This window comes from Holtiella tumoricola, from assembly GCF_027857615.1.
GTDB classification, from domain to species: domain Bacteria; phylum Bacillota; class Clostridia; order Lachnospirales; family Cellulosilyticaceae; genus Holtiella; species Holtiella tumoricola.
The window spans coordinates 153,196-179,164 of the sequence record NZ_JAQIFT010000061.1 but is presented as its reverse complement, the minus strand read 5'-3'; the positions used below and the strand labels follow the sequence as shown (position 1 = coordinate 179,164).

Below are 25,969 nucleotides of genomic sequence, written 5' to 3'. Positions count from 1 at the left end.
AGCGTGAAATCAAGTCATTGATTTCACGCTTTATTTTTATCCTAAAATGTTTTATAACTACTTCATAAATTTTTGAATAATTGTTTCTAGTTCCTGCCAATGATGCTCCATATCTTGAACAAGTTTAAATTGAGTACGTGCACGGTCTAAATTATGATTAGGTCTATGTATCTTGAAATACGTATCACCTTCTAAATAATCTGTTAAAAAGCGTATACCACATTCAAAAGTAATAATTTTAGCACCTATAAGTAAGGAAGCAATTTCATCATTGGTTAAGTGAGCACCTACGGAGGATAAGAATCCTTCAGTAAAAGCTTCAAAACGATCTAACATAAAGTGAACCTTTGAAAGATCAACTTCATCTTCTGCACCAGAAGTTGCCCCTGTACGAATACAATCACCAAAGTCATAAGCTACAAGACCAGGCATAACAGTATCAAGATCAATAACACAAATACCTTTTTGAGTATAAGCATCTATCATAATGTTATTGATTTTAGTATCATTATGAGTTACGCGTAGAGGCAGTTTGCCAGACTCATAAAGTTCAATAAGACTAGAGGCATCTTGTTCATGACTTAGAACAAAATCAATTTCAGCAGGGATAGTTTTAGCGCGTCTAACACAATCGTTTTCAAGTGCATGAAGAAAGTTATTGAAACGATTTTTGGTATGATGGAAATAAGGAATGGTTTCATAAAGCTTAGAAGCATCAAAATCTAAAAGAAATCTTTGAAACTCACCAAATTTATACGCTGCATTATAAAACACTGTGTTATTTGGGACGATATCATAAGAGATAGCATCAGTAATAAACACGTAAGCACGCCAATAGTATCCTTCGTTATCAAGAAAGTAGCTAGTGTGAGCATGTGTAGGTATAAGAGTTAACACCTCACGCTCTATATCACCACCTTCAGCAAGTACTTTTTGTTGAAGATGGGCACATACAGCTTCGATATTTTCCATAAGAGTTTCTGGAGACTTGAAAATATGATGATTAATACGTTGGAGAATATAGTTTTTAGGTGCATTAGTAGTTACAAGAAAAGTATCGTTAATATGCCCATTTCCAGTAGGAGTGATAGATACAAGCTCGCCTTCAAATTGAAAGTGAGAAAAAACTTTATCAGCATTAAAGGTATTCATAGCTTAATCCTCCCATAATTTATTTGGATAGACACCTTGGCTTTGTAAATGCTTAATAGCATTTACCACAACAGGCTTATCTTCTTTATAGGTAACACCATACCATTTATCTGCGGAGTGGAGTACTTTCACAGTAGCAGATTGATTTTGAATTAATGTATTAACAACTGAAGGTAAGAAGTATTCAGACTTTAAAGGATTAGTTACAAGTGCTTCTTCTAAAAATGGTTTAAAGGCTTTTTCGAGTTCAGTGAAAATACTAGGGGTAAAGCCCCATAGATTCATGGAAACAATAGAATCTTTACATACAGGTGTCCAGATATCATCTTCTAAGAATTGAACAGTTTTTTCATGATAAGCAATATGTGTACGTTCACAAATAGAAGTTAAGTAGGTATTATTGACTTCACAAACACCACGAGCTACGTGTCCATGTTCAGTTAAAGTATTTTCTAATGAGTAACCAACCATACAATAATTATAGGTGTGATTATCTTGAGCAGTTTGAAGGAAGTCATACATAGCCTTAAAGGCATGTTCGCCATAGAAGTCATCTGCATTAATTACTGCAAAAGGTTCATGGACAATATCTTTACAAGCTAGAATAGCATGACCTGTACCCCAAGGTTTAGTACGATCAGCTGGAGCTGTGAAGCCTTCAGGAAGGTTATTGATATCTTGGTAAGCGTATGTAGTTTCTATAAATTGGCCGATGCGATTACCGATAGCTTCTTGGAATTCTTCTTCATCTTGTTTTTTGATAATAAATACAACTTTTTTAAAACCAGCCTTAATAGCGTCGTAAATAGAAAAATCAATAATTAATTCTTTATGTGAGCCTACAGGATCGATTTGTTTTAAACCACCATAGCGGCTTCCCATACCTGCGGCCATAATAACTAAAATAGGTTCTGACATGATAATTCACCTTTCGAGTTCATTTAATAGTTTATAAGTATAAAAATAAGTTTAGGTATAGAGTTAATCTAACCATTTTATGAAGTAATCATTTTGTGAGATAAGCCAAGTTTTAAGCTGAGCTTCTAATAGAGGAACAATGGTTTGATATTCAGCAGTATTTTCAGCAATTGGATTAAGTTGATAAGGATCCGCTTTGAGATTGTACAAGTAACGAGTAGGTGTAGTACACTCAGGGAGATAACCAACATGAATAACAAAGCTATAGTCTCTGGTACGAATACCTCGCCATCCCCAATCTTTAGGATCTAAGTGTGCGGCATCAAATTGCTCTTGAAAAACAGTACGTCCTGGAAAGGCACATATGTAGCCGACTTTATCTGAAGGACCGTGTAAGTCATTGGAGGTAAGATAGGTAGCTACACTTTGTCCTTGGAGTGTATTTGGTTTAGGAATACTTAATAGATCTAGTAATGTAGGCATAATATCTGTTGTATCTAGAACAATGTCTGACGTACCAGCAGTTAAAGTACCATTTTTCCAGTGTAAGATAAATGGAATACCTATGGATTCTTCATACCAAACATGCTTTGCCATAAGACCATGAGATCCCATCATATCGCCATGATCAGCAGTGATTATGATAAGCGTATCCTCGTAAACGTTATTAGCTTTAAGACAATCTACAAGTAATCCAATATGTTCATCTAAACCAGTAATTGCAGCAAAGTATTGCTTGGTCATGATTTCTAGCTCAGCCTGGTTATAGGTTTGAGGTTCGTGTGTATGATAGCCGATAGTATCATAAATGACATTTTTTCTAGGTGAAAGTGGTTTATCCTTATAGAGGTTTAGATATTTTTCGGGCACAAGATCATAGGGACTATGTGGTGGATTATATGACAAGAATAAAGCAAAGGGACTATGATGATGTGTATTGATATAGTCAATAGCTACAGAGGTCTCATGTGTGATAGACCATTCATTAACTTTAATTTGCTCTGGACTGTCAGCCCAATAGTGTGGTGTAAGATGATGATCATCTGCTCCGTAGGAATACCAAAAGTCAAAGTTGTGGCGCTTAGGGCCAGGTGGTGTATAGGCATCCCAGTCATGTGCTCCAGATAAAGGATGAGGAGTATGATTTTGTTCAGGAACATCTAGGTGCCATTTTCCGATGTAACCTGTTTGATAACCATAAGTTTTTAGAAGATCACTTAAACAGATTTCTTCATCTTTAAGAGTGATATCAAGACCTGTTTTACAGTTAGTATAAACACCATTAGAGAGAGGGTATTTCCCTGTGAATAAAGAACCACGATAAGGGGAACAGAGTGGGCAAGAACTGATTGCTTGTGTAAGAGCTGTTCCGCTTTGGGCTAAGCGGTCTATATTAGGTGTAAAGATAGAATCTTGATTAGAAAAACCAGTTGATTGCCTTCGCCATTGGTCAGCGAAAATAAAAAGAAGATTAGGTTGTTTCTTCAAAAGATTAGCCTCCTTTATAGGTAAGATGATTATAGTATATAAAGAAAGAAAAACATTGTAAGTCATAGCTTTTTAAGCTCATCTACAAAAACAAATAAAAAAGAATATCTAATAGAAAAGATAGATTAAATAAATAAGTAAGTAGATAGAAATGGATATATATACCGTTACACTTGTTGTAAGGAGATAAATATAAAAAGTAAACAAAAAAATATATGTAAAATAAAATTTAATATATAAAATCACTACGAAAAAGGGTGATAACTGTAAAAGTGTATATGGACTTTGTTAATTAAGATAGTTTTTTGATGTAAATGATTCTAGAATGAATTTAAGCTTTTTAGCTAAATTGAAGAACAGAACCATAAATTAGAAAGATTAAAGGAGAAGAAGATGATGAAACTAAATTTAAGATGTATTTCAGCTTTAACTTTAGCCGGCATGATGGGACTTACAGGATGTTCAACAACTACAAGTAAAGATGCTTCAAATGTATCAGGAGAGAAGAGTGTAGCGAGTACAGCTGTCGAATCCAAAGAGTCTGTAGCTTTAGATCTTTTTTACTATGATGCAATTAGAACATTTAGAAGTGATTCACCTTTATGGAAGTACATTCAAGAACAAAATAATATTATCTTAAATGGTGTAGCACCAACTACACCAGGCGCAGATCCTAATGAACAATTTAATCTTATGTTAGCTTCAGGAGACTTAGCAGATATTATCCATGCATCAAAAGATAATATGAATAAAAATGCGAGTAAATTACTTATGCCATTAGATGATCTTATTGAAGAATATGCACCAAATCTTAAGGCTGCTTTAGATTCAGATCCAATTATGCGCTCTGCTTCAACTAGCCCAGATGGTAAAATTTATTATATTCCATATTTACCAGATGGAGAGGTATCTGAAGTTCTATTCATTCGTAAAGATTGGTTAGATAAGTTTAACCTTGAAGTGCCAACTACAGTAGCAGCATACGAAGAAGCTATAAGAACTTTTAGAGAAAACGATGCAAATGGAAATGGAAAAAAAGATGAAATAGGCTATTTTGATAGAGATAATAAGATTGGAATTTGGGGCATCATTAACTTCTATGGTGCAGCACAAGAGCCTTATGTTGTAGATGGTGTAGTTAAAAATGATAAATATACACCAGAATTTAAAGAAGTTATTAAAAACGTAGCACGTATATATAAAGAAGGTCTTATTGACCCTGAAATCTATACAAGAGGTAAAAATGCTAGAGAGTACATGTTCATACAAAACATTGGTGCTTCAACTGTAGATTGGATAGCATCTACTGCTAAATTCCAAAAAATGTATCAAGAACAAATACCAGGTTTAGAATGGGCACCTATTTTACCACCTGCATCTCCTAGTGGAGAAGTTAGAACACAATATTCAAGAGAAAAAGTATCAGAGTGGGTATGGGGAATTTCAACAGCTTGTAAAGATCCTGTAGCAGCTATCAAATTATTTGACTACATGTTCACAGAAGAAGGAAGAAGGACAATGAACTTTGGTCTTGAAGGTGTTACATATGATATGGTTGATGGTAAACCACAATTTAAAGAAGAAGTACTTAATGCTGATGATACAGTAACTAACCAACTTCTTGATTTAGGTTATGCATCTGTTGGGTACAAACAAGACTTTGAATATGAAAGACAATGGACTGATGAACTTGCACTTAAAGGGATAGAAGTCTATACAGAAGCTAAACCATTCTTAGATATTATTAGTAACTTAGGATTAAGTTACACAGAAGAAGAATCAAAAATTATTAGTGAGAAAAATCCAGCATTAAAATCTTATACAGAAGAAATGGTACAAAAATGGATTTTAGGTAGTGAAGATATTGATGCAAGTTTTGATAAATATCTTGAAAAGGCTAATAAGCTAGGCGCACAAGAACTTTTAGATATTCAACAAGCTGCTTATGACAGAATTTATAAATAGAATAATCAACTAAAAAAGATACGGCCTATTCGGCCGTATCTTTTTCTAATATGTACTTTTGATATTGTCCAGGAGACATCCCTACATACTTTTTGAAGAGGCGTATAAAAGTATTAATATTTACGAAGCCAACTTCACAGGATAAATCCTTAATTTTGATAGAAGAAGAGGTATTCAACAATTGTTTAGCACATTCAATACGGTAAGCATTGAGATAGTCTTTGAAGTTATGACCAGTTTTTTCTTTAAAGAGTACGCCAACATAGTTAATAGCTAAGTTAAATTCATTAGCCATATCTGTAAGAGAAATATCATGCTGATAATGTGTATGGATATACTCGAAGAATTTATGTTCCATATCATTTTTGGGTTCTTCTTGAACAAGCAGAGTATAATACTCTTCAAATAAATCATAGAGAATAGTTTTCACTTCATTTTTATCAGTTGTTTGTAATAGATCTTGGAGGATTAAATCTGTATCTTTATAGGAACTAGAAAGTCGATTAAGTTGATTACACATAAGCGTTAGAAATTGATTATAGAATTCATGTGAAAGCTTACGTTTAAGTATATTTTCGGTAAGAATCATATCAACTAAATTTAAAAATTCTACTTGATTTTGTGACTTTAAGTGGTAAAGTAGAAGCTTTTGATCTTGTTCAGTAAAAGTATAGGATACAGGCAATTTAATATTAATATTTTCCTCCAATAAAAGATTGGACTGATTTAAAATAGTATTATTTTTTGTTAATTGATTAAGATAATAAAACTTAGAGCTTACTTCATTGAGTTCTAAAACCTTAGTAATAATCAAAAAGTAAGATGCTAGATTTGTTCTAAGAGGTTTAAGTGAACTATAAAGGTCTTCTCGATGAATTGTATTTATAAAAATTACATAAGTAGTTTCAGAAACCATAAGTACTTTGAAAGTTGATGCAGGATAAATAGGACTTAGGAGTTCCTCTAAATACATTTTAGAAATAGGTGAATAATTGTTACAGTTTGGTTTTAGAGTAACTAAAATCATTAAAAAAGAATCATCGAGAATGTGTAAGTTATGCTTATGGAGCATTTCTTTTATATTGTTATTTTTTACACCATAAATAACCTCTTTTAACAATAAGGCTTGTGATTCTAATATTTTGTCCATACGATTTGCTTTAATACGCTGAACCTTTTTATAGAAGAAACGTATAGTTAGAAGTAATGTGATGATAATTGATATAAGTAGTATGAGATTAGTGATCTTGTAAATAGGTCTCTCAAATCTTTTTATATGTGGTGTAGCCTTATAAACAAGAGGTAAGACAGTAGATGTATAAAGTAAATCCTCTTTTTCATAATTAGATACGGATTCTAGATATATTTCAAAGTCAAAAGGTGCATTGTACGGAATAAAGCTATCAATTAAGCAGTTTTTATTAAATAGTACAAAAGATACAGGGTGCTTAAGTAAATTACTATTTTTAGTTAGATACAGCACATAATTCTGAGAAGTACTTTCGATTATGAGGCTTGAGTAACTTTTATCCGTTGAGACATTATGTATAAAGTCATAAATTTCTTGAGTATTAGTGAAATGATAATAATTCAAGAAGAAATCTAAATTTGATGTACCTAAATTAGAAAGCAGTAAATCAATATGGCTATTATAGGTACCAATATATGTATCATAATTTGTGATGACATTATAAGACTTAGAAAAGAGATTATAAGCATCTAAAGTTATAGAAGGACTGAAGGAATCTTGATCTAGAAAATCAAGATTTTCTTTTGAGACACTCAGTTTAGTGAGTATGTCTAGGGTCTTTGAAAGGCTTTGGTCCAGGGAGCGCACCGAGTTTTCTATTTGGTTGAAAGTTGACTTATATACTCTTTGTTCTTGGTGAATGCGTATACCTAAAGTTAAGGTCAAGATAAGTAAGCATAGTAAATAAGGTATAAATGAAAATGTGTGATATAAGGCAGATTTGGAAAATTTAAAAGATAATTTCATAAAGCTAGATCCTCCCCTGTTAAAAATAATAAATAAGCTAAAACATATCACTTATAGAAAATATGCTTATGTTAACATTGCCTTATAATGATATATCTAAAATATATAAAGTTCAATAGTATATACAAAAAAATGAAGTATATATAATAAAATTGATAAATTTTAAATGTAATATTAAAAAATGTAGATATAAAAGTTATGTATAATGTCTTAAAATGAGTTCAAACAAATTGAATATACAACAATTTGTAACAAGACTATGGATGAGAAAATATATTTAGAAGGAGAAGAGTGAATGGAAGCATGTACGGAGAAAACAGTAAAAACTAATATGAAAAACAAGGTGCTAATAAATTTGGGACAATTAAAAGTAAGTGTGGTTAATCATTGGATGTTATATTTATTGATTGTACCCTTTTTAATTTGGTATGCCATTTTTATGTATAAGCCTATGTACGGGTTACAAATTGGATTTAAAGATTATGATATTTTATCAGGCATTACACAAAGTCCATTTGCAGGCTTTGAACATTTCAAAGAATTTTTGACAGATGAGTTTTTTTGGAGAGCATTTAGAAATACCATTATGATTAGTATATATGATTTGGTATTCGGCTTCCCAGCACCTATTATTTTAGCCCTCATGCTTAATGAAATGAAAAGTGTACGATTTAAAAAGGCAATTCAAACAATCACTTATTTACCACATTTCATTTCAATAGTTGTTATTGCAGGGCTAGTAACAAACTTTTTAGCACCATCAGGCTTAATTAATAATATAATTGCAGCACTTGGTGGAGAAAGAACTTATTTCCTAATTCAGCCAGAGAACTTTAGAGGAATCTATACAGGAATGAATGTATGGAAAGGAATAGGATTCAGTGCAGTTGTATATATATCAGCTTTATCTGGAGTTGATTCTCAATTATACGAAGCAGCTAGTATAGATGGTGCGGGAAGATTTAAACAGTTATGTCACGTAACGCTGCCATGTATTAGACCAACAATTATGGTAATGCTTATTCTTAAGATAGGTCAACTTTTATCTGTTTCTTATGAAGCGATTTTACTACTCTATCAACCAAGTACTTATCAAACAGCAGATATTGTTAGTACATATGTTTATAGAACAGGTATGGTAGAAGGAAGATATGACTTTGCAACAGCAGTAGGCCTTACTAATTCTATTATTGCATTTGCACTGGTTTATATAAGTAATAAGATAAGTAAAAAATATTCTGATACAAGTATTTTCTAAGGAGGAGGAACAATATGATAGCAAGTAAAGGTGATAAGATTTATACAGCTATAATAGGTGTGTTTTTAACTGTTATAGCATTACTAACATTATATCCATTTTGGTACGTTTTAATAGCTTCATTAAGTTCTGGTAAAGCAGTAGCAGAAGGGAGTGTTTACCTTTATCCTATTCAAACAACTTTTGGGGCTTACAAAGAACTCATTTTTAAACCGGAAATTTGGAGTGGCTATGCGAATAGTATTTTTATTACTGTAGTAGGTACTGTAATTAGTATGACACTTACAATTTGTGGAGCATATCCGTTATCTAAGACATATTTTAAAGGTGGAAAGACTATTAACTTCTTAGTAGTATTCACTATGTGGTTTCAAGCAGGAATGATTCCTACATATTTAAACTTTATTGAGTTAGGACTTAGAAATACATGGGGAGTTATTATAGGACTAGCTCTTAATACTTTCAATGTTATCTTAATGATCAACTTCTTTAGGGGTGTACCTAAGGCACTTGAAGAAGCAGCAACAATTGATGGAGCAACTGATTTACAAGTATTAACTAAAATTTTCTTACCTCTGTCTAAACCAGCACTGGCGACGATTAGTTTGTTTTATGGAGTATCTAGATGGAATGGTTATTTTTGGTCTATGATTTTAATTCGTGATGAGAATAAATATCCTCTAAATGTTTGGTTAAAGTCTTGGATTGTAGAAAATAATATGGTCAATGAAGTGGGAAGTAAGATGACAGCTACATACTCAGCAGAAACTTTTATCTACGCAACAATTATTATCGCAGTTGTACCTATGATGATTCTTTATCCATTTGTTCAAAAATACTTTGTACAAGGTGTTATGGTTGGAGCTGTTAAAGAGTAAAGGGAGGGAGAAAGTTGCCTGCGTTTAAAACATTAAGAAATAAATGGAAAGAGATATTAATTGGCGAAAGTAGTACAAAGCCTATAACTATTTATGAGAAACGAATTATAGATGATTTAGATAGGCGTGTAGAGTCTATTGTAGCAATGTTATGCCAAGATAAAAATAGAATCTACCTATGGAAAGATGAAGCAGACTTTACAAATTCTCAGTGCCAGACCAACAATTATAGAAGAGTTTTGGAAATGAGTAAGGTCTATAGTATACAAGGCAGCCATTATTATAAAAGTGAAATGCTATTAAAGATTATAGAAGAAGCGTTAAGTTTTCTATATGAGCACAGTTATAATGCAAATCAGGCTTATCACTATGGGAATTGGTGGAATTGGGAAATAGGAACACCTATTACTTTGCTTAATATTATGACTTTGTTAGGAGATGATCTAAGTAAAGATGAACGTCATCAATATTGCGAAGTGATAAACTACTATCAACCAGATCCTAGATATTCTGGTGAACGTTCTTCAAATGAAAGACTTAAAAAAAGGATTTCTGTTGGAGGAAATCGTGTTGATACAGCTAAAATAGCAATTTTACTTGGAATACATACAGAAAATGCTTTATTAATTAAGCAAGGAAGAGATGCTCTAAGTAGTGTTTTTGAAGTTAAAGATTATAGACCAACAGAAAAATTCATAGAAAAAAGAGATGGACTTTATAGAGATGGATCTTTTATTCAACATAGGGATGTAGCTTATACAGGAACATATGGGAATGTTATGCTTGGTGGATTAGGTGAAATGCTTTGTCTATTAAATGATAGTGAATGGCATATTACCGACCCACATATAGAAAATATTTATCAAATGATAGATAACAGTTTTATTCCTATTATTTATAAAGGACATGGAATGGATTGTGTTAATGGAAGAGGAGCATCTAGGCAACAATATCGGGATAATGGAACAGGGCATATGATTATGACATCGATGTTATGGTTTTGCCAAGTTGCACCTCAAAGGTATAGAGATAGATATAAGGAAAGAATCAAGTACTGGTTAAAAACAGATAAAGTGAGCTCTTACATAGAAAAAAGTACAGAGATTGCAAGTGTACGCATGGCACTTGCAATCTTAGAAGATGATAAGATTTCTGCAGCGGCAGAGTTAGAAGGAAATTTTGCGTATAACTATATGGATCGTATGATTCATCATAGAAAGCACTTTGCGTGTGCACTGAGCATGAGTTCTTGGCGTATTAGAACTTATGAAACTATGTTAGGAGAAAACAAAAGAGGATTTTATACCGGAGATGGCATGCTTTATATTTATGATGATCATCAAGAAGCATACAATGGTGATTTTTGGGCCACTGTGGATCCGTATAAATTAGCAGGTATTACAGTGGTAGATAAAGAACTTGAAGATGAGCAAGGGAGTTTTAGAACACCATCAAAATGGGTAAGTGCAATGAGTATAGATGATCTATATGGTATAGCAGGTATGCAGTTAGATAAAAGAGGCATAGATGATGAAACAGGTCAGATAGAAAATTTATTAGGAATCGACTTGAAGGCTAAGAAATCCTATTTTATGTTAGATAATGAAATTGTTGCATTAGGATGTGACATTACTTGTAGTAATCAAGAGCAAGTTGAAACTATTATAGATACACGTAAGATTAATAAGGAAGAAAGAAATAAGATTTATCAAACATCCCGTAGTATTTATATTGAAACAGACAAAGAAAAAACGTCTACAGGATACTACTTTTTGCAAGAACATGACATTGTTATAGAGGAATATACAAGAATAGGAAATTGGTTCACTATTAATGTTAACGGATCTCCAGAAGGTATACGACAAGACTATATGACTCTTGCTATTAATCATGGAAGAATGCCAAAAAACGCAAGTTATGCTTATATTATGATACCGAGTATTACACGGGAGCAGATGGAAAGTTATCAGAAACATGTACCTATTCGTGTTGTTGCCAATGAGGCATCGATGCAGGGCATTCAGTATAAGAATAGAATGATGCTGAATTTCTTTGAAAAGGGTAGTGTACCAGGGATACAAGTAAGTCAGCCTGTTTCCATAGCTTTAAAAGATAATACTCATTATATAGAAGTGACTTTGTGTGACCCAACGAAAGAGTGCGGAGAATCTTTGGATTTAATCCTGGATGGAAACTTTGAGTATGTTGCAGGTGATACAAGTCTAATAGAATTACATCAACAAGAGTCATATATTCATCTAAATATTAGGTGGCAAGAAAAATATGGATTACCTATAACTTTTATTCTTAAAAACAAACTAAATTCAGAGTTGTAGAGGGAGAAAGCGATGAGAAAATTATATGAAACATATGAAGAAGTTACAGCACAAGAAATAGAACAAGCTATTAATAATAGCGTGAAACAAACAAGAAGTGCAATTGAACAATTAGGGAATAAGTTTAAGTCTTGTAATAGCACAGATAATTTTTATGTAGGAACAGATAACTTTGATTGGACAGAGGGATTTTATACAGGAGAAGTATGGATCGCTTATGAATTAACAGGAGATGAATTGTTTAAAAAAGTAGCCTTAGAGCAGGTGGAGAGCTTTCTAGAGAGAATAGAGAAACGTGTGATGGTGAATCATCATGATATGGGATTTTTATACTCTCTTTCATGTGTAGCAGCATATAAACTTGTAGGGTCTGAAAAAGGGAAAAAAGCAGCATTGTTAGCAGCAGATAACCTTATTTCTAGATTCCAAGAAGTTGGAGGCTTTATACAAGCTTGGGGAGAATTAGGAGCAGAGGATAACTATAGACTAATTATAGATTGCTTATTGAATCTTCCTCTTTTATATTGGGCAACAGAGGTAACAGGTGATGAAAAATATGCAAATGTTGCGAAGGCTCATATTACAACTTCACTTAAGGTAATTATGAGGCCAGATTATTCTACTTATCATACACATTTCTTTAATAAAGAAACAGGTGAACCTACATATGGTGTAACATTCCAAGGAAATAGAGATGGATCTGTATGGGCAAGAGGACAAGCTTGGGGGGTATATGGTGTAGCACTAAGTTATAAGTATACACGTAACCCTGAGTATATAGATACCTTTAAAAAGATTACTGATTTCTTTATTAGTAGTTTGCCTAATGATTTAGTACCTTATTGGGATTTTGACTTTACAGATGGTTCAACAGAACCAAGGGATGCTTCATCTGCCGCAATAGCAGTATGTGGAATGCTAGAAATGGCTAAATACTTAGAACAAGAGGATGCAGAGTATTATATAAGCATAGCAAAGAAAATTTTAAAATCTTTAATTAATAACTATTCTGTTCAAGATAGTCATATTTCAAATGGGCAACTTTTACATAGTACATATGCAAGAGACTCTGAATTTAATGGCTGTACCAATAGAGGAGTAGATGAATGCAACACATGGGGAGACTATTTCTATTGTGAAGCACTTATTCGTATGGCAAAGGATTGGGAGCTCTATTGGTAATTTGAATTTTATTGATATATATTATAAGGAAAATTAGTGTACAAAAGTAAAACCAATATATAAAGCTAAAAAAATATATAAGAAACAAAGGCCTAGAATTATAATATAAAAATAATTCTAGGCCTTTGTTTCTTATAAAATAAGTTTATTTATAAGATGCTTGTAAAATAGCTAAAACATCTTTTTTACTAAGTGGGGTAGGGTCAACTGCAAAGAGGCCACCCATCGTATCTACTGCATTGTCTACTAGAGTAGGGAGTTCTTCGTAAGACACATCGTAGTCACTCATTTTAATGTCTGCAACATCGCAAGCAACCTGAAGTGCTTTAAGTGCTTCTACAAAATCCATAGGAGATGTGGCATTTTTGTTACCTAGTGCTCTTGCCATATCAATCATGCGGTCATCACATTTTCCACTTTTAGCAAAGTGTGTATAGTAAGCCACACTGATACTGATAAGTGCAGCACCATGTTCAAAACTTGGATGATAAGCACTAAGGGCATGAGCCATACTGTGCTCAGAAGTACATCCAGATGTAGATTCAACCATACCAGCTAAGGTGTTAGCGAGTGCAACGTTTTCACGTGCTTCTATATTGCTGCCATCTTGTACTGCTGTAGCAAGGCTTTTGCCAATAAGTTCAATAGCTTTTAGAGCGTACATATCACTCATGACATAGCTGGTTGTATTAAGATACCCTTCTGTACTATGGAAGAGGGCGTCAAAACCTTGATAAGCTGTAAGGAATTTAGGAACAGTGAGCATAAGTTCTGGATCTACGATAGATAAAACAGGGAAGGTCTTATCATAACCAAAACCTATTTTTTCGTTAGTTTCAGATTTAGTGGTTACAGTCCAAGGGTCAGCTTCTGTACCTGTACCAGCTGTTGTTGTAATAGCGACAATAGGAAGTGGATCGTTTGGAACAGGGAGTCCTTTACCTGTACCGCCAGATATATAATCCCAGTAGTCACCGTCATTAGTTGCCATAACAGCAATGGCTTTTGCTGCGTCTATACTACTACCCCCACCTAAACCTACAACAAAGTCGATGCTTTCAGCTTTTGCAAGAGCAGCACCTTCCATCACATGCTCCTTGATAGGATTAGGTAGAATTTTATTAAATACAATAGAAGATACGCCAGCTTTTTCTAATTGTTCTTTTACTCTATCCAAATAACCATATTTAATAACGGATGTACCGCTAGAGGTAACAATTAAAGCTCGTTTTCCAGGTAAGCTTTGATTACCTAGTTCGTTTAATTTGCCTTGCCCGAATAAAATTTTAGTTGGAATGTAATAATTAAAACCCATTTTGTATCCTCCATATTTTTGATTTGTATTAAATTTTCAGAGTTAAATATAGTATAAGACTTAGAGTGTACTCTAAGTCAATGAGAGATTTAAAAATTATAAATAAAAAGATTGAAAACTTAAATTTTACATTAAATTTTAAAACTTTACGGCTATTTTACATGAATTTAACTAAACTATTCTGAAATGATGATATGATTTTGCTTGAAGAAAAAAATACATTTGGAGGTTTTAGTATTCATGAAAAATAAAATGAAAACAATTACGCAATCACAGAAAATGATGATATTTGTTCTATCTATGTCTTTATATGGATTGGCAACGTTACTAACAGAGCTTATTCCTAAGTTCCAAGTAGGAATTGTAGAATTCTCAGTAGAATACTTCTTATTTATTCCTTTAGTGTTAGCCATGTTATTTGATCCACTTTCAGCAGCATTAGGTGCAGCCACAGGGGAAATTGTATTTAGTGAAATTATGTTAGGACAATTTGGTGGAGTTGGTGAGTTAGAAAAGTTCTTAACTTTAACCATTGGAATTTATATTGCAGGAAGAATGGTAAAAGACCCTCTTAATAGAAAAATGGTAGGGATCGCAGCATTAACAGGTGTTGTTGTTCAACAAGCTATGGGATGTGCAGTAGATATCTTAAAAGTTCAATTTGCAGTAGAAAGTTTTGAAGCAGTAGCGGGATTACCAGAGAGTGTATTCTTTACAGAAGGATTTGCCTTTTTAAACGATGTGCTATTCTCAGGCATCTTATTCTGTTTACTCCCAACACTTTACTTAGTACCTAGACTTTATAGAAAAATCGAACCACTTTTAGGTATGAAACCTAGAGATAAAAATACTGTTTTAGGTGAAGATAAAGTATTTAGTGCTAAAGTAGTCATTTTAAGTATAGTGGGATTTGTTGGGGCAGTATTATTTGAATTTATGTCAGAAGTGGGTATTAATTTTATTGATTGGGAAGCTGAGTGGGCAGAAAGTATGGGCGCAGTGGGGATAAGTATGCTTGCAGCTCTCGTTATAGCATTACTTATATTTAACTTTATGAAAAAAAGAGCGGCAATGAATCAGACAGAACAAGGAAGTGGACAGATTGATTAAGATTGAAAATTTGACTTTTACTTATCCAGGAGCTGAGGCTCCTATACTTAAGAATATCTCTTTGGAAGTAGAAAAGGGAGATTTCTTAGCTATTATAGGAAGTAATGGATGTGGTAAGTCAACATTATGTAAGACATTCAATGGGGTTATTCCTCATTTTATAGTAGGGGACTTTGAAGGAACTGTAGAAGTAGCAGGATTAAATACTCTCAATGAAGAGATAGGGCAATTATCCCAAAATGTAGGATATGTCTATCAAGATTTTGAAAATCAAATCGTAAGACCAACTGTATTAGATGATGCTTCTTTTGCATGTTTAAACTATGCAATGGAAGACTATGAGTTAAGAGCAAGACGTGCACTTAAATTAATTGGATTAGATGAAAAGGAACAAGATTATGTGTGGCAACTTTCAGGAGGGCAAAAGCATTTACTTGCATTGGCAAGTGTCATGGCACTTCAACCGGAGGTTATTGTATTAGATGAACCTATTGCTCAACTAGATCCTAAGCATGCCCAGCAAACTTATGAAGTGCTTAAGTACCTGAACCAAGTTCATAATAAAACAATTATTGTTATTGAGCATCATACGGAGTTTATTGCTGAGTACTGTCAAAATGTTATGATGATGAATAAGGGAGAGGTTGTTTGGAAGTTACCAACACGAGAAGCTTTAACACGTGTAGAGGAGCTAGAAGCATGTGATATCTTCCCACCTCAAATCACATTAGCAGCTAAAAAGCTTAGGGAAGAAGGCTTAGTGACATCAAGCGGACTTTTGCCAACAACAGTAGAAGAAGGTAATGACTTTTTTGAACAGCTAAAAGGGAAAAGTTTTAGTAATCAAGTAGAAGAGATAAAAGAGGATAAAGGGGAAACCATTATTTCACTTCAAAATGTATCTGTAGATTATAGAGCAATTAAAGGGGAGAAACCTCGTATCTTATCTCAGTTTTCACTGGATATAAAAAGAGGGGAAAAGATTGCTTTAATAGGTTCTAATGGAGCAGGAAAATCTACACTTATGAAACTGATGACAGGATTGTTAAAACCTACGGAAGGGGAGGTGTTTGTATATGGGCAGTCTACTAAAAAGACCACCCCAGAAGCACTATTCCAAAAGGTATCCCTTGTCTATCAAAATCCAGAAGAAATGTTCATCAAAGACTCTATAGAACAAGACATTGCTTATTCTATGAAGGTAAGAAAAATACCGGCCTATGAAGAACGTACTGAAGAGTTAATGCGTTTATTCAATCTCAATGAACTAAGGGAAAGAGATGGGCGTTTGTTATCTGGTGGGCAAATGAGAAGAGCTTCTTTGGCTGTTGGGATTGCACTTAATCCATCTGTACTCTTATTAGATGAACCAACAGCAAATCTAGATATTGCAACACGTAAAGAGATTATGAGAACTTTAGAACGACTAAAAGATGTGGTAGAAACAGCAATCATTGCAACACATGATATGCAGCTTGTATCTGAATGGGCAGATAGAATCATTGTACTTTCAAGAGGGCAAATTATGATGGACGGACCACGCGAAGAAGTATTTGAGAATAGTTACATATGCAATAAGGTAGGGATTGTACCACCAGAAATCTATCGAATGGGTAAGGAACTTGATCCTAAGGCATCTTGTTTCACAGTAGAAGAGTTTGTAAAGGGGGTTAATTATGGCCAAGTTAGCTGAGAGTATTGTAGATAAGGTTTCAATAGATTACTTACGTAATCAAGTATACAAAAATGCTTATGGAAATGATGACACACCTATTGCACTATTAGACCCAAGAACATTACTTGTATGGTACCTTTTCTTTGGGGTGGTACCTTGGTTTATTGATAACGTTTATATGTTACTAGGTTTATTCTTATTTGTAGCTGTTACAACAAAACTTGCGAAGATAGCACCATTGGTACTTTTCCTGTTTTGTGTAGGGATATTTACACAATCAGGTTATTTACTGTTTGTGTCGCTATTCTTTGGAGGTAACATGAGTACAGTTGTTCCGCTTCTTGTACTTACCTTAAAGGTAGCAGTTGTCTCACTGGCATCAATTACGGTATTTTCAGGGTTAGATCCAGATAAATTATCTAATGGGCTTTTATATTTTGGATGCCCAGATCAACTTTCATTTAGTATTTCTTTTGCGTATCGTATATTACCAATTTTAATGGAGCAGTTCCAAAATATCTTATTATCTTGTAGATTAAGAGGAATGTCACCAGATAAAACAGGATTTAAGGGGAAAGTTAAGTACTTGATTTATCAAGTTAAAATTATTATTTTAGCGTTCTATCCACTTATGCTAAATACTGCTAAATGTTCAAGAACAACTGTAGAAGCATTAGAAGTAAAAGGGTATCGCTATGCGACAAGTAATCCAAGAGTTAAAAAAATGAAGCTTTCTGTACTAAAGTTTACACAAAGAGATGTAGCATTTGCAGGGATTTCAATTTTTTATGTAATAAGTATTACTTTTATAGCAATGGGAATAGGAGCATAAGGCATGAGAATAGACTTTCATACACACGTAAAACTAGCTAAAAAGTTACCTTTCGCATCTAAGTATACGGATTGGCTTTTTGGAGAGGCAAAACAAAATGGTTTAGATGCAATCTGTATTACGGAGCACTTCAATACCTTAGGCTTTGAAGAAGTATATAACTATATTCGAGAAAATTATCCGCAAGAGGGAGATACATTTGTTATAAATGGACTTAGGATTTTTCCGGGTATGGAGATAGATATACAAGAAGGTGGCCATATATTAGCTCTAGGGAAAATAGAGGATATTATAGCCTTCAATAGGGCATTAGAGCCTTATAAGTCAAAGGAAAACTTTCTTCCATTTGAAGAATTATTAGAGCAAGCAAAAGGGGTTAATGTGTACTTAGGGGGGGCGCATCCTTATAGAGAAGGAGGAGCCATTCCAACCTTGCCTGAGCATTTATTAAAACAACTTTACTTTTTAGATTTGAATGGTAAAGATTATGCTGGAAAAGGTGAACAGGCAAGACGAGAACTTAGTGAATTAGCAACGAGATTGAATCTTCCAATGGTAGGAGGAAGCGATACCCATCAAGCCTTTCAATATGGATGTATTTATACAGCCTTTGAGGAAATGCCTATAACAGTAGAAGAACTCATTGGACTGGTACAATTACAAAATCATAGCATACATGCACATCAAGAGGCGAGCTTTAAAGTAGAATCAGCAGCTACGTTAAAGAAGGCACTAAAAGAAATTTATGCATTAGGTGGAGATTATGTAAAAGTACTCGTAGGTGAGTAAAAGTGATGGGTTAAATATTTATAAATTTATATCCAAAAATATTAAAATAGATATAATTTGACTTTGAATAATCAAAGTCTTATACTAAGGTAGTTGCTTCATGAGGGAGTAGTTGGCTTATAATATAAGTGGCAAGTTCAACATCATGGCTGTTATGTAGCCTGGCTTGTCTTAAATAACAAGACTCATGTATGGTTTATCCATACATGAGTCTTTTTTAGTCTAGAACGAAGGAGGTATAAAGAGCATCTCTCTAGGAGTATACACAAGAAGTTACTGCAACATATAAACAACTAAAAGAGGAGAAATAATTATGAAAAAGATTAAAGAGATCAAGATAACGTTCCAACTAGTGTTTATTTTTTCTTTAATTATTACTATGATGTTGGCAATATGGTTACTTTCCATGAATAATATGAGAAAGATTAGCGATGCTGCAGGGGAGATGTATTATGATAATACGCAGGGGATTGTACATATTCAAGAATTAGCAAAAATCCAGTTAGAAATGCGTGACCATGTACAAAAGCTTATGCTTACTACAGATAAGCATACTACAGAAAAACTTTTAGATGAAATAGAAAATATAAAAAGAAATAGTGAAATAGCTGTAGAGGGTTATAGACAAGGGGCACATCGTGAAGAAGATAAGGCACAATTTGAAGCTATATTAGAAGAGCTAAATAAATATAGAAATAGTAGAGATGAAGTTATTGAAGCAATAAAACAAGGGGATGAGAAGAAGGTTACAAGTTTGCTTCCTCAATATGAGGCAGCATTAGCAAAAAATATAGCTGAAATTGATAAAATGGTTGAATTAAATGTTCAATGGGCAGCAGAGTCTGTTGCTACTAATCAACAAATTTATCAAAAATCTGTACAGGTAACGATTATGATTTTAGTAGTAGCAATAGCTACATCTATACTATTCTCAGTATTAATGATTATAAGTATAAAAACTTCTCTCCGTAAAATTATGGAGATGTCAGAACGATTAGCAGAATATAATCTTACTCAGACAATAGAGGTGAAAACAAATAATGAATTTGGATTGATAGGCAAATCCTTAAATAATGCCCAAGAAAATATGAAACAATTAATTATGACAGTTAAAAATGGAATGTCTGATATAGGTGCAGGAAGTGAAGAATTGTCTGCAGCAACTGAGGAAATGACAGCTCAGTTCCAAGAAGTTAATAGTTCTACCAACGAAATTAAGGCAATGACAGAAAGAACAAATGATGCTACACAACAAATAGCGCAGTCTATAGAAGAAGTCAATTCAAGTATAGGCATCTTAGCAGACAAAGCTATGGAAGGAAATATAAATTCAGAGCAAATTAAAAATAGAGCAGTACAAATCAAAGAAGATATTAAAGCAGTAACTGAACGTACGATCAGTCTGTATGATAATGTAGAAAAAGAAATACTAGAAGCTGCCCAAAAAGGTAAGGTGGTAAGTGAAATAGTAAATATGGCTGAAACAATAGAAAATATTGCAGCTCAAACGAATCTTCTTGCTTTAAATGCAGCAATTGAAGCGGCAAGAGCAGGAGAACACGGAAGAGGATTTGCTGTTGTTGCAGAAGAAGTAAGAACACTCGCAGAGGCATCTAAAGAAGCTGTACAGAAGGTTAAAGTAACTATAGAGGAAGTACAGGGTGCATTTGGTCTTATGGAAGAGAGTAGTAGTAACTTACTTAAGTTTATGAATGATGAAATAAAAGAAGAATTCTATAACTTTGTTAAAATAGGTAATCAATATGAACAAGATGGTGTGTTTATGAATGCCATGAGTGAAGATGTAGCGGCAATGAGTCAAGAGATTACAGCAATCGTATCACAAGTGAGCGAAGGTATACAAAATGTTGCTAATATGGCTCAAACATCTTCAGAAGGCATAACAACTGTTAGAGATAATAGCAATGAAGCAGTACAAGTTATAGAACAAATTGCCCAGACAGCACAAGAACAAGCTGGATTAGTACAAGAAGTACAAGGTATTATATCAAGATTTCAAGTTTAGAGAACAATGAGAAAGCAGCTACCTTTATGAGGTAGTTGCTTTTTTAAATAGCAGCTACATAAATTTTTCAAGAATACCATATAGAATGATAGAATAAAGAAAGATCGTAATGAAAATATAGGAGGTAGGTACATGGCACAGCAATATACTAGAAAAGTAATACGTGATGCATTTGTTCAGATGCTGAATGAACGTCCTTTAAATAAGATTACAGTAAAGGATATTGTTACAGTATGTGAAATCAACCGAAATACCTTTTATTACTATTATCCAGATCTATATGCTTTATTAGAAGAGTTGTTTCAGACAGAGTTTCAAAAGGTGAGGGAAGAATATAATGCTTCTCTATCCTGGGAAGAGAGCTTCCTCGTTGCAACCCATTTTGCGCTTCAAAATAAAAAAGCTATTTATCATGTCTATAATTCCCTTCAAAAAGAAGAACTAGAAAAGTACTTATATAATGTAGCAGAAAATGTCATGAGTCGTTATGTAGAAGAGATGAGTCGCGATATACCAGCAGCGGATAGTGACAAGCGTCTGATTGTAACCTTTTATCAAAGCGCGCTAACAGAAATGTTACTCCACTGGATTGGATCAGGGATGAAAGAGGACCCAGAAAAGGTGATTCATAGAATTGGTTTACTCTTTGATGGCAATATTGCTTTATCTCTTCAAAGAAGTGCAAGCTTAAAAGATAAGTGGTAGAAAAAGATACAGACAAAAGTTATCAAATGCCTAAAATTTCATCAAATTAAAAGCGGTGTTCGAAGTTTGAACATCGCTCTTTTGTTGTCTGTTGTGACCGAATACATAAATTGATAAAGTTAATTTATAAGCGAAATAGATGAATTAACAAATAATAGATAAGAAGTTTAGGGAGGAATGTTTATGTATTATGGTAGTGGTAATTATGAAGCTTTTGCACGTCCTTTAAAACCAGAGGGTGTTGATAACAAGTCAGCCTATCTTATTGGGTCAGGTCTTGCTGCACTAGCAGCAGCTTGTTACTTAGTACGTGATGGTCAAATGAAAGGTGAACGTATTCATATCTTAGAAAAAGACCCTATTCCAGGTGGTGCATGCGATGGCTATGAATATCAAAATCTAGGTTATGTTATGCGTGGTGGACGTGAAATGGATAACCACTTTGAATGTATGTGGGATTTAATGCGTTCTATCCCATCTATTGAAACAGAAGGTGTTAGTGTTTTAGATGAATACTACTGGCTTAACAAAAAGGATCCTAACTACTCATTAATGCGTGCAACCATTAATTGTGGCGAAGATGCACATACAGATGGTAAATTTGGTTTATCAGATAAAGGTGCTATGGAGATTATGAAATTATTCTTTACACCAGATGAAGCCCTTTACAACAGACGTATTGATGAATTATTTAGCGAAGAGGTACTCAACTCTAACTTCTGGTTATATTGGCGTACAATGTTTGCTTTTGAAAACTGGCATAGTGCATTAGAAATGAAACTTTATATTAAACGTTTCATTCACCACATTGGTGGATTACCAGACTTTAAGGCACTTAGATTTACAAAATACAATCAATATGAATCAATGATTTTACCAATGGTAAAATACCTTGAATCACACAATGTTCAATTCCATTATGAAACAGAAGTGATCAATGTAGAATTTGATATCAGGCCAAGCAAAAAAGTAGCTAAACGTATTATCTTCGTACATGATGGTGCAGAAGATGCCATTGATTTAAGCGAAGATGACTTAGCCTTTATTACAAATGGTAGTTGTACAGAGTGTTCAACACTTGGAGACCACTATACTCCAGCACCATTTAACTATGAAATCAAACCAGGTAAATGTTGGGATATGTGGCGCAAGATAGCAGCCCAAGACCCTTCATTTGGCCATCCAGATAAATTCTGTACAACACCAGATTTAACAAACTGGATGTCAGCTACAGTGACAACATTGGATGATAAGATTCCTCCATACGTTCAAAAGATTTGTCAACGTGATCCATTTAGCGGCAAAGTCGTTACAGGAGGTATTGTTACAGCTAAAGACTCTAACTGGTTACTTAGCTGGACATTTAACCGTCAACCACAATTCCGTACACAACCAAAAGGTCAGTTAGTAGGCTGGATCTATGGATTATTCAGTGATAAACCAGGTAACTTTGTAAAGAAAACGATGAAAGAATGTACAGGTAAAGAAATCTGTATGGAATGGTTATACCACATGGGTGTACCAGTAGATCAAATTGAAGATTTAGCAGAAAATAGCTCAAATTGTATTCCTTGTATGATGCCTTACATCACATCATTCTTTATGCCACGTGAAGCAGGAGACAGACCAGATGTAGTACCACAAGGTGCTGTAAACTTTGCTTTCCTTGGACAATTTGCAGAAACAGAACGTGATACAATCTTTACAACAGAATACTCTATGCGTACAGGTATGGAAGCAGTATACACATTACTCAATGTAGATCGTGCTGTTCCAGAGGTATGGGGAAGTGTGTATGATGTACGTGCACTTTTAAATTCAACAGTACAGTTAAGAGATGGTAAGAAAGTAACTGAAATGAACTTAGGCCTTAAAGAAAAAATGGTTATGAAAGATGTGCTTAAGAAAATTCATGGTTCAGATATTGAAAAATTACTCAAAGAATATAATCTAATCTAGAACGAGAAGGGCAAGGTGAAAAATACACCTTGCTCTTTTTAGAGTGTAAGAAGGTTACCTTTTTGAAAATGTGAAAAGTAAAGTTTAGGTAGTGTATCTCTTGAAAGCATTGGAATGAGTGGTTTTTTTGAGAAAGTGAGATGATGAGGAAGTGTATTTGTTATAAGTAAGATGAATAGATATAAGGTGAAATAAATAAAAATATAAATTCTTTAAAAAGAATATTCAGAATTAAAAGATGTAAACTAATAACAATAGATATATAGATAAAGACATATAAAAGCTTAAAATTAATGATTTTATAATAAATGTATTTACATGTGTTGAAAAAATAGTTATGATTAACAAGAAAGATAATGAAGTTTAAAGGGTTAAATAAATCATTTGGGTTAAAAATTAAGAAATTTAATAGCTTAGAATCTACTATTAATGACTGGAGATGATAACATGAATAATGTGTTAAACAAGATGGTATTACCAATAGAGGTATTAGAATTATTAAGTGAACAGTCAAATCTTATTGTACCTAGAAATAGAGAACACTTACTAAAACTAGCATTAGGGGAAAAAGATAATAAAATATTTGAAGTCGCATACCATGTTCCAGAGATGGGCCAAGTTGTAGAAGCGGAAGTTGTAAAATGTAAAAATGGTGTGGCAGTTAACTATAAAGAAATGTATATGAGACGACGTGACCCTCACTGTATGGTCATAGCAGACCATAAACCAACAGATAAACCACGCTATAAAGAAAAATATGGGGAAGAATTTGATAGAACAAGGGAACTTACCTTTGAATGGTTAGGTAGCCAAGAATTAATGGTTGTACCATTTATGGCAGGGGGCCATGAACGAGGTTATGAAGCAATACTCATTGCACCTAAAAATGCAGGATTCTTTGCCGCAGCTTTAGGAGACCTTCAAGGATTAGTACCTGCAGATGAGGTAAGAGATGGGTTTAAACCAAGATCTATTGTATACTTAGCACCTCCTTTTAGACATACACACTTTGATGGGAAACAAGTTGTTGTACATAATCGATTAGAGGGTGTACATGAAGTATTCTCCTATAACTTATATCCAGGTCCAAGTGCTAAAAAGGGAATGTATAGTGTATTACTAGATATTGGTGAAGAAGAGTCATGGGTAACCTTACATGCTTCAACTGTTAAAGTGATTACACCATATGAAAATGTATTAACCATCATGCATGAAGGTGCAAGTGGTGGTGGTAAAAGTGAAATGGCAGAATACATTCACAAAGATGCAGAAGGACATATTTTACTTGCTCGTAACACTGTAACTAGAGATAAGACTTATATTGATCTTAATGCAAATTGTGAACTTCAACCTGTAACAGATGATATGGCAATGTGCCATCCAAGTGTGCAAGGGGATAGTAAGAAGCTTGTGGTAACAGATGGTGAAGAAGGCTGGTTCCTTCGTATGAATCATATTACAGAATATGGTACAGATCCACATTATGAGAAAATGTGTATTCATCCAAAACAACCACTTATTTTCTTAAATATGCATGCAACGCCAGATTCAACATGCTTAATCTGGGAACATACTCTAGACGAAGAAACGGGTAAACCTTGTCCGAACCCACGTGTAATTATGCCTAGAAGCTATGTGCCAAATATTATTAATGAACCTGTAGAAGTAGATATTAGAAGCTTTGGGGTAAGAGCGCCTATTTGTACAAAAGAAGAGCCAAGCTATGGTATCATGGGGATGTTCCATATACTTCCTCCAGCACTTGCATGGTTATGGAGATTAGTTGCACCAAGGGGACATGCTAATCCAAGTATCCTAGATAGTGAAGGAATGGTAAGTGAAGGCGTAGGATCTTACTGGCCATTTGCTACAGGTAAAAAAGTAGACCAAGCAAACTTATTATTAGAACAAATTATGAGAACACCAAGTACAAGATACATCCTTATACCAAATCAAAATATTGGGGCTTATGAAGTAGGGTTCATGTCTCAATGGATTGCTAGAGAATACTTAGCAAGAAGGGGGAGTGTGAAGTTTAGAACAGAACAATTAGAAGCATCTAGATGTCCACTACTAGGTTACTCTTTAGCAAATCTTAAAGTTGATGGTATGGATTTACCAAAAGTACTACTTAGAACACATTTACAACCTGAAGTAGGAACTGAAGGTTATGACAAAGGGGCGACTATCCTAAATGATTTCTTCAAAGAAGAACTCAAGAAGTACTTATCTCCAGAACTTCATCCATTAGGTAGACAAATTATAGAGTGCTGTTTAAATGACGGAACGTTAGATGATTATATTGAGTTAATGCCAATCAGATTATAATAGAGTATATGATTAATAAATATTAAAGAAATTACAATGTAAAAGCCTCCTAGATTA

18 protein-coding genes are annotated in these 25,969 nt (G+C 33.8%); 13 read left to right on the top strand and 5 right to left on the bottom strand.

Going from position 1 to position 25,969, the window contains the following annotated elements; genetic code table 11:
• Positions 1-57 precede the first annotated feature (57 nt).
• From PBV87_RS17485 to PBV87_RS17475, 3 genes are all read right to left on the bottom strand, one after another.
• Positions 58-1,152 carry a phosphotransferase enzyme family protein gene (locus tag PBV87_RS17485; protein WP_271013152.1) on the bottom strand — a complete coding sequence of 365 codons (1,095 nt, stop codon included), beginning with the start codon at positions 1,150-1,152 and terminating at the stop codon, positions 58-60.
• A gap of 3 nt (positions 1,153-1,155) precedes the next feature.
• The gene (locus PBV87_RS17480; RefSeq protein WP_271013151.1) at positions 1,156-2,070 is read right to left on the bottom strand and encodes a sugar phosphate nucleotidyltransferase; all 915 of its coding nucleotides are present in this window, start codon (positions 2,068-2,070) and stop codon (positions 1,156-1,158) included.
• Between the two features lie 63 nt (positions 2,071-2,133).
• A complete protein-coding gene (locus PBV87_RS17475; RefSeq protein WP_271013150.1) occupies positions 2,134-3,558 on the bottom strand; it encodes a sulfatase-like hydrolase/transferase in 1,425 nt (474 codons plus the stop codon).
• Between the two features lie 393 nt (positions 3,559-3,951).
• On the opposite strand from PBV87_RS17475, the gene PBV87_RS17470 reads away from it, so the two are divergent.
• Positions 3,952-5,523, top strand: a complete 1,572-nt coding sequence (locus PBV87_RS17470; protein ID WP_271013149.1) for an extracellular solute-binding protein — start codon at positions 3,952-3,954, stop codon at positions 5,521-5,523.
• A 25-nt stretch (positions 5,524-5,548) separates the two neighbouring features.
• Here PBV87_RS17470 and PBV87_RS17465 read toward each other — a convergent pair whose 3' ends face one another.
• Complete coding sequence (locus PBV87_RS17465; protein ID WP_271013148.1) at positions 5,549-7,006, bottom strand: helix-turn-helix transcriptional regulator; 1,458 nt, start codon at positions 7,004-7,006, stop codon at positions 5,549-5,551.
• Between the two features lie 808 nt (positions 7,007-7,814).
• Here PBV87_RS17465 and PBV87_RS17460 point away from each other — a divergent pair.
• Genes PBV87_RS17460 through PBV87_RS17445 form a run of 4 tightly spaced genes read left to right on the top strand, consistent with a single transcriptional unit; the run spans position 7,815 to position 13,173 of the window.
• Complete coding sequence (locus PBV87_RS17460) at positions 7,815-8,777, top strand: ABC transporter permease (RefSeq protein WP_271013147.1); 963 nt, start codon at positions 7,815-7,817, stop codon at positions 8,775-8,777.
• A 14-nt stretch (positions 8,778-8,791) separates the two neighbouring features.
• On the top strand, positions 8,792-9,655 hold the full coding sequence (locus PBV87_RS17455) for a carbohydrate ABC transporter permease (protein WP_271013146.1): 864 nt from the start codon (positions 8,792-8,794) through the stop codon (positions 9,653-9,655).
• Positions 9,656-9,669: 14 nt separating this feature from the next.
• Positions 9,670-11,991, top strand: coding sequence for a polysaccharide lyase 8 family protein (locus PBV87_RS17450; RefSeq protein WP_271013145.1), 2,322 nt, complete (start codon positions 9,670-9,672; stop codon positions 11,989-11,991).
• Between the two features lie 12 nt (positions 11,992-12,003).
• Entirely contained in the window at positions 12,004-13,173 is a 1,170-nt protein-coding gene (locus PBV87_RS17445) for a glycoside hydrolase family 88 protein (protein ID WP_271013144.1), read from the top strand.
• A 145-nt stretch (positions 13,174-13,318) separates the two neighbouring features.
• Here PBV87_RS17445 and PBV87_RS17440 read toward each other — a convergent pair whose 3' ends face one another.
• The gene (locus PBV87_RS17440) at positions 13,319-14,488 is read right to left on the bottom strand and encodes an iron-containing alcohol dehydrogenase (protein ID WP_271013143.1); all 1,170 of its coding nucleotides are present in this window, start codon (positions 14,486-14,488) and stop codon (positions 13,319-13,321) included.
• A 240-nt stretch (positions 14,489-14,728) separates the two neighbouring features.
• Between PBV87_RS17440 and PBV87_RS17435 the strand changes: the two genes are divergently transcribed.
• From PBV87_RS17435 to PBV87_RS17400, 8 genes are all read left to right on the top strand, one after another.
• Positions 14,729-15,598 (top strand): DUF8171 family membrane protein, encoded by an 870-nt coding sequence (locus tag PBV87_RS17435; RefSeq protein WP_271013142.1) that lies wholly within the window; start codon positions 14,729-14,731, stop codon positions 15,596-15,598.
• Positions 15,582-17,291, top strand: coding sequence for an ABC transporter ATP-binding protein (locus PBV87_RS17430; RefSeq protein WP_271013141.1), 1,710 nt, complete (start codon positions 15,582-15,584; stop codon positions 17,289-17,291). Before PBV87_RS17435 ends, PBV87_RS17430 begins: the two co-directional genes overlap by 17 nt.
• The gene (locus tag PBV87_RS17425) at positions 17,275-18,105 is read left to right on the top strand and encodes an energy-coupling factor transporter transmembrane component T family protein (RefSeq protein ID WP_271013140.1); all 831 of its coding nucleotides are present in this window, start codon (positions 17,275-17,277) and stop codon (positions 18,103-18,105) included. Before PBV87_RS17430 ends, PBV87_RS17425 begins: the two co-directional genes overlap by 17 nt.
• 3 nt (positions 18,106-18,108) lie before the next feature.
• Complete coding sequence (locus PBV87_RS17420) at positions 18,109-18,894, top strand: PHP domain-containing protein (protein ID WP_271013139.1); 786 nt, start codon at positions 18,109-18,111, stop codon at positions 18,892-18,894.
• A 313-nt stretch (positions 18,895-19,207) separates the two neighbouring features.
• Positions 19,208-20,920, top strand: coding sequence for a methyl-accepting chemotaxis protein (locus PBV87_RS17415; RefSeq protein WP_271013138.1), 1,713 nt, complete (start codon positions 19,208-19,210; stop codon positions 20,918-20,920).
• A 132-nt stretch (positions 20,921-21,052) separates the two neighbouring features.
• Positions 21,053-21,625: a TetR-like C-terminal domain-containing protein gene (locus PBV87_RS17410; RefSeq protein WP_053982926.1), complete on the top strand. Its 573-nt coding sequence runs from the start codon at positions 21,053-21,055 to the stop codon at positions 21,623-21,625.
• 183 nt (positions 21,626-21,808) lie between these two features.
• Positions 21,809-23,584 (top strand): oleate hydratase, encoded by a 1,776-nt coding sequence (locus tag PBV87_RS17405; RefSeq protein ID WP_271013137.1) that lies wholly within the window; start codon positions 21,809-21,811, stop codon positions 23,582-23,584.
• A gap of 447 nt (positions 23,585-24,031) precedes the next feature.
• Complete coding sequence (locus PBV87_RS17400; protein ID WP_271013136.1) at positions 24,032-25,912, top strand: DUF4914 family protein; 1,881 nt, start codon at positions 24,032-24,034, stop codon at positions 25,910-25,912.
• Positions 25,913-25,969: the final 57 nt, after the last annotated feature.

Excerpts from the sequence above, each read along its gene's own strand:
- PBV87_RS17480 (WP_271013151.1), bottom strand. The coding sequence starts at position 2,070 with ATGTCAGAACCTATTTTAGTTATTATGGCCGCAGGTATGGGAAGCCGC.
- PBV87_RS17445 (WP_271013144.1), top strand. The coding sequence starts at position 12,004 with ATGAGAAAATTATATGAAACATATGAAGAAGTTACAGCACAAGAAATA.
- PBV87_RS17420 (WP_271013139.1), top strand. The coding sequence starts at position 18,109 with ATGAGAATAGACTTTCATACACACGTAAAACTAGCTAAAAAGTTACCT.
- PBV87_RS17405 (WP_271013137.1), top strand. The coding sequence starts at position 21,809 with ATGTATTATGGTAGTGGTAATTATGAAGCTTTTGCACGTCCTTTAAAA.
- PBV87_RS17455 (WP_271013146.1), top strand. The coding sequence starts at position 8,792 with ATGATAGCAAGTAAAGGTGATAAGATTTATACAGCTATAATAGGTGTG.
- PBV87_RS17415 (WP_271013138.1), top strand. The coding sequence starts at position 19,208 with ATGAAAAAGATTAAAGAGATCAAGATAACGTTCCAACTAGTGTTTATT.
- PBV87_RS17485 (WP_271013152.1), bottom strand. The coding sequence starts at position 1,152 with ATGAATACCTTTAATGCTGATAAAGTTTTTTCTCACTTTCAATTTGAA.
- PBV87_RS17400 (WP_271013136.1), top strand. The coding sequence starts at position 24,032 with ATGAATAATGTGTTAAACAAGATGGTATTACCAATAGAGGTATTAGAA.
- PBV87_RS17410 (WP_053982926.1), top strand. The coding sequence starts at position 21,053 with ATGGCACAGCAATATACTAGAAAAGTAATACGTGATGCATTTGTTCAG.
- PBV87_RS17435 (WP_271013142.1), top strand. The coding sequence starts at position 14,729 with ATGAAAAATAAAATGAAAACAATTACGCAATCACAGAAAATGATGATA.
- PBV87_RS17470 (WP_271013149.1), top strand. The coding sequence starts at position 3,952 with ATGATGAAACTAAATTTAAGATGTATTTCAGCTTTAACTTTAGCCGGC.
- PBV87_RS17425 (WP_271013140.1), top strand. The coding sequence starts at position 17,275 with ATGGCCAAGTTAGCTGAGAGTATTGTAGATAAGGTTTCAATAGATTAC.
- PBV87_RS17460 (WP_271013147.1), top strand. The coding sequence starts at position 7,815 with ATGGAAGCATGTACGGAGAAAACAGTAAAAACTAATATGAAAAACAAG.
- PBV87_RS17440 (WP_271013143.1), bottom strand. The coding sequence starts at position 14,488 with ATGGGTTTTAATTATTACATTCCAACTAAAATTTTATTCGGGCAAGGC.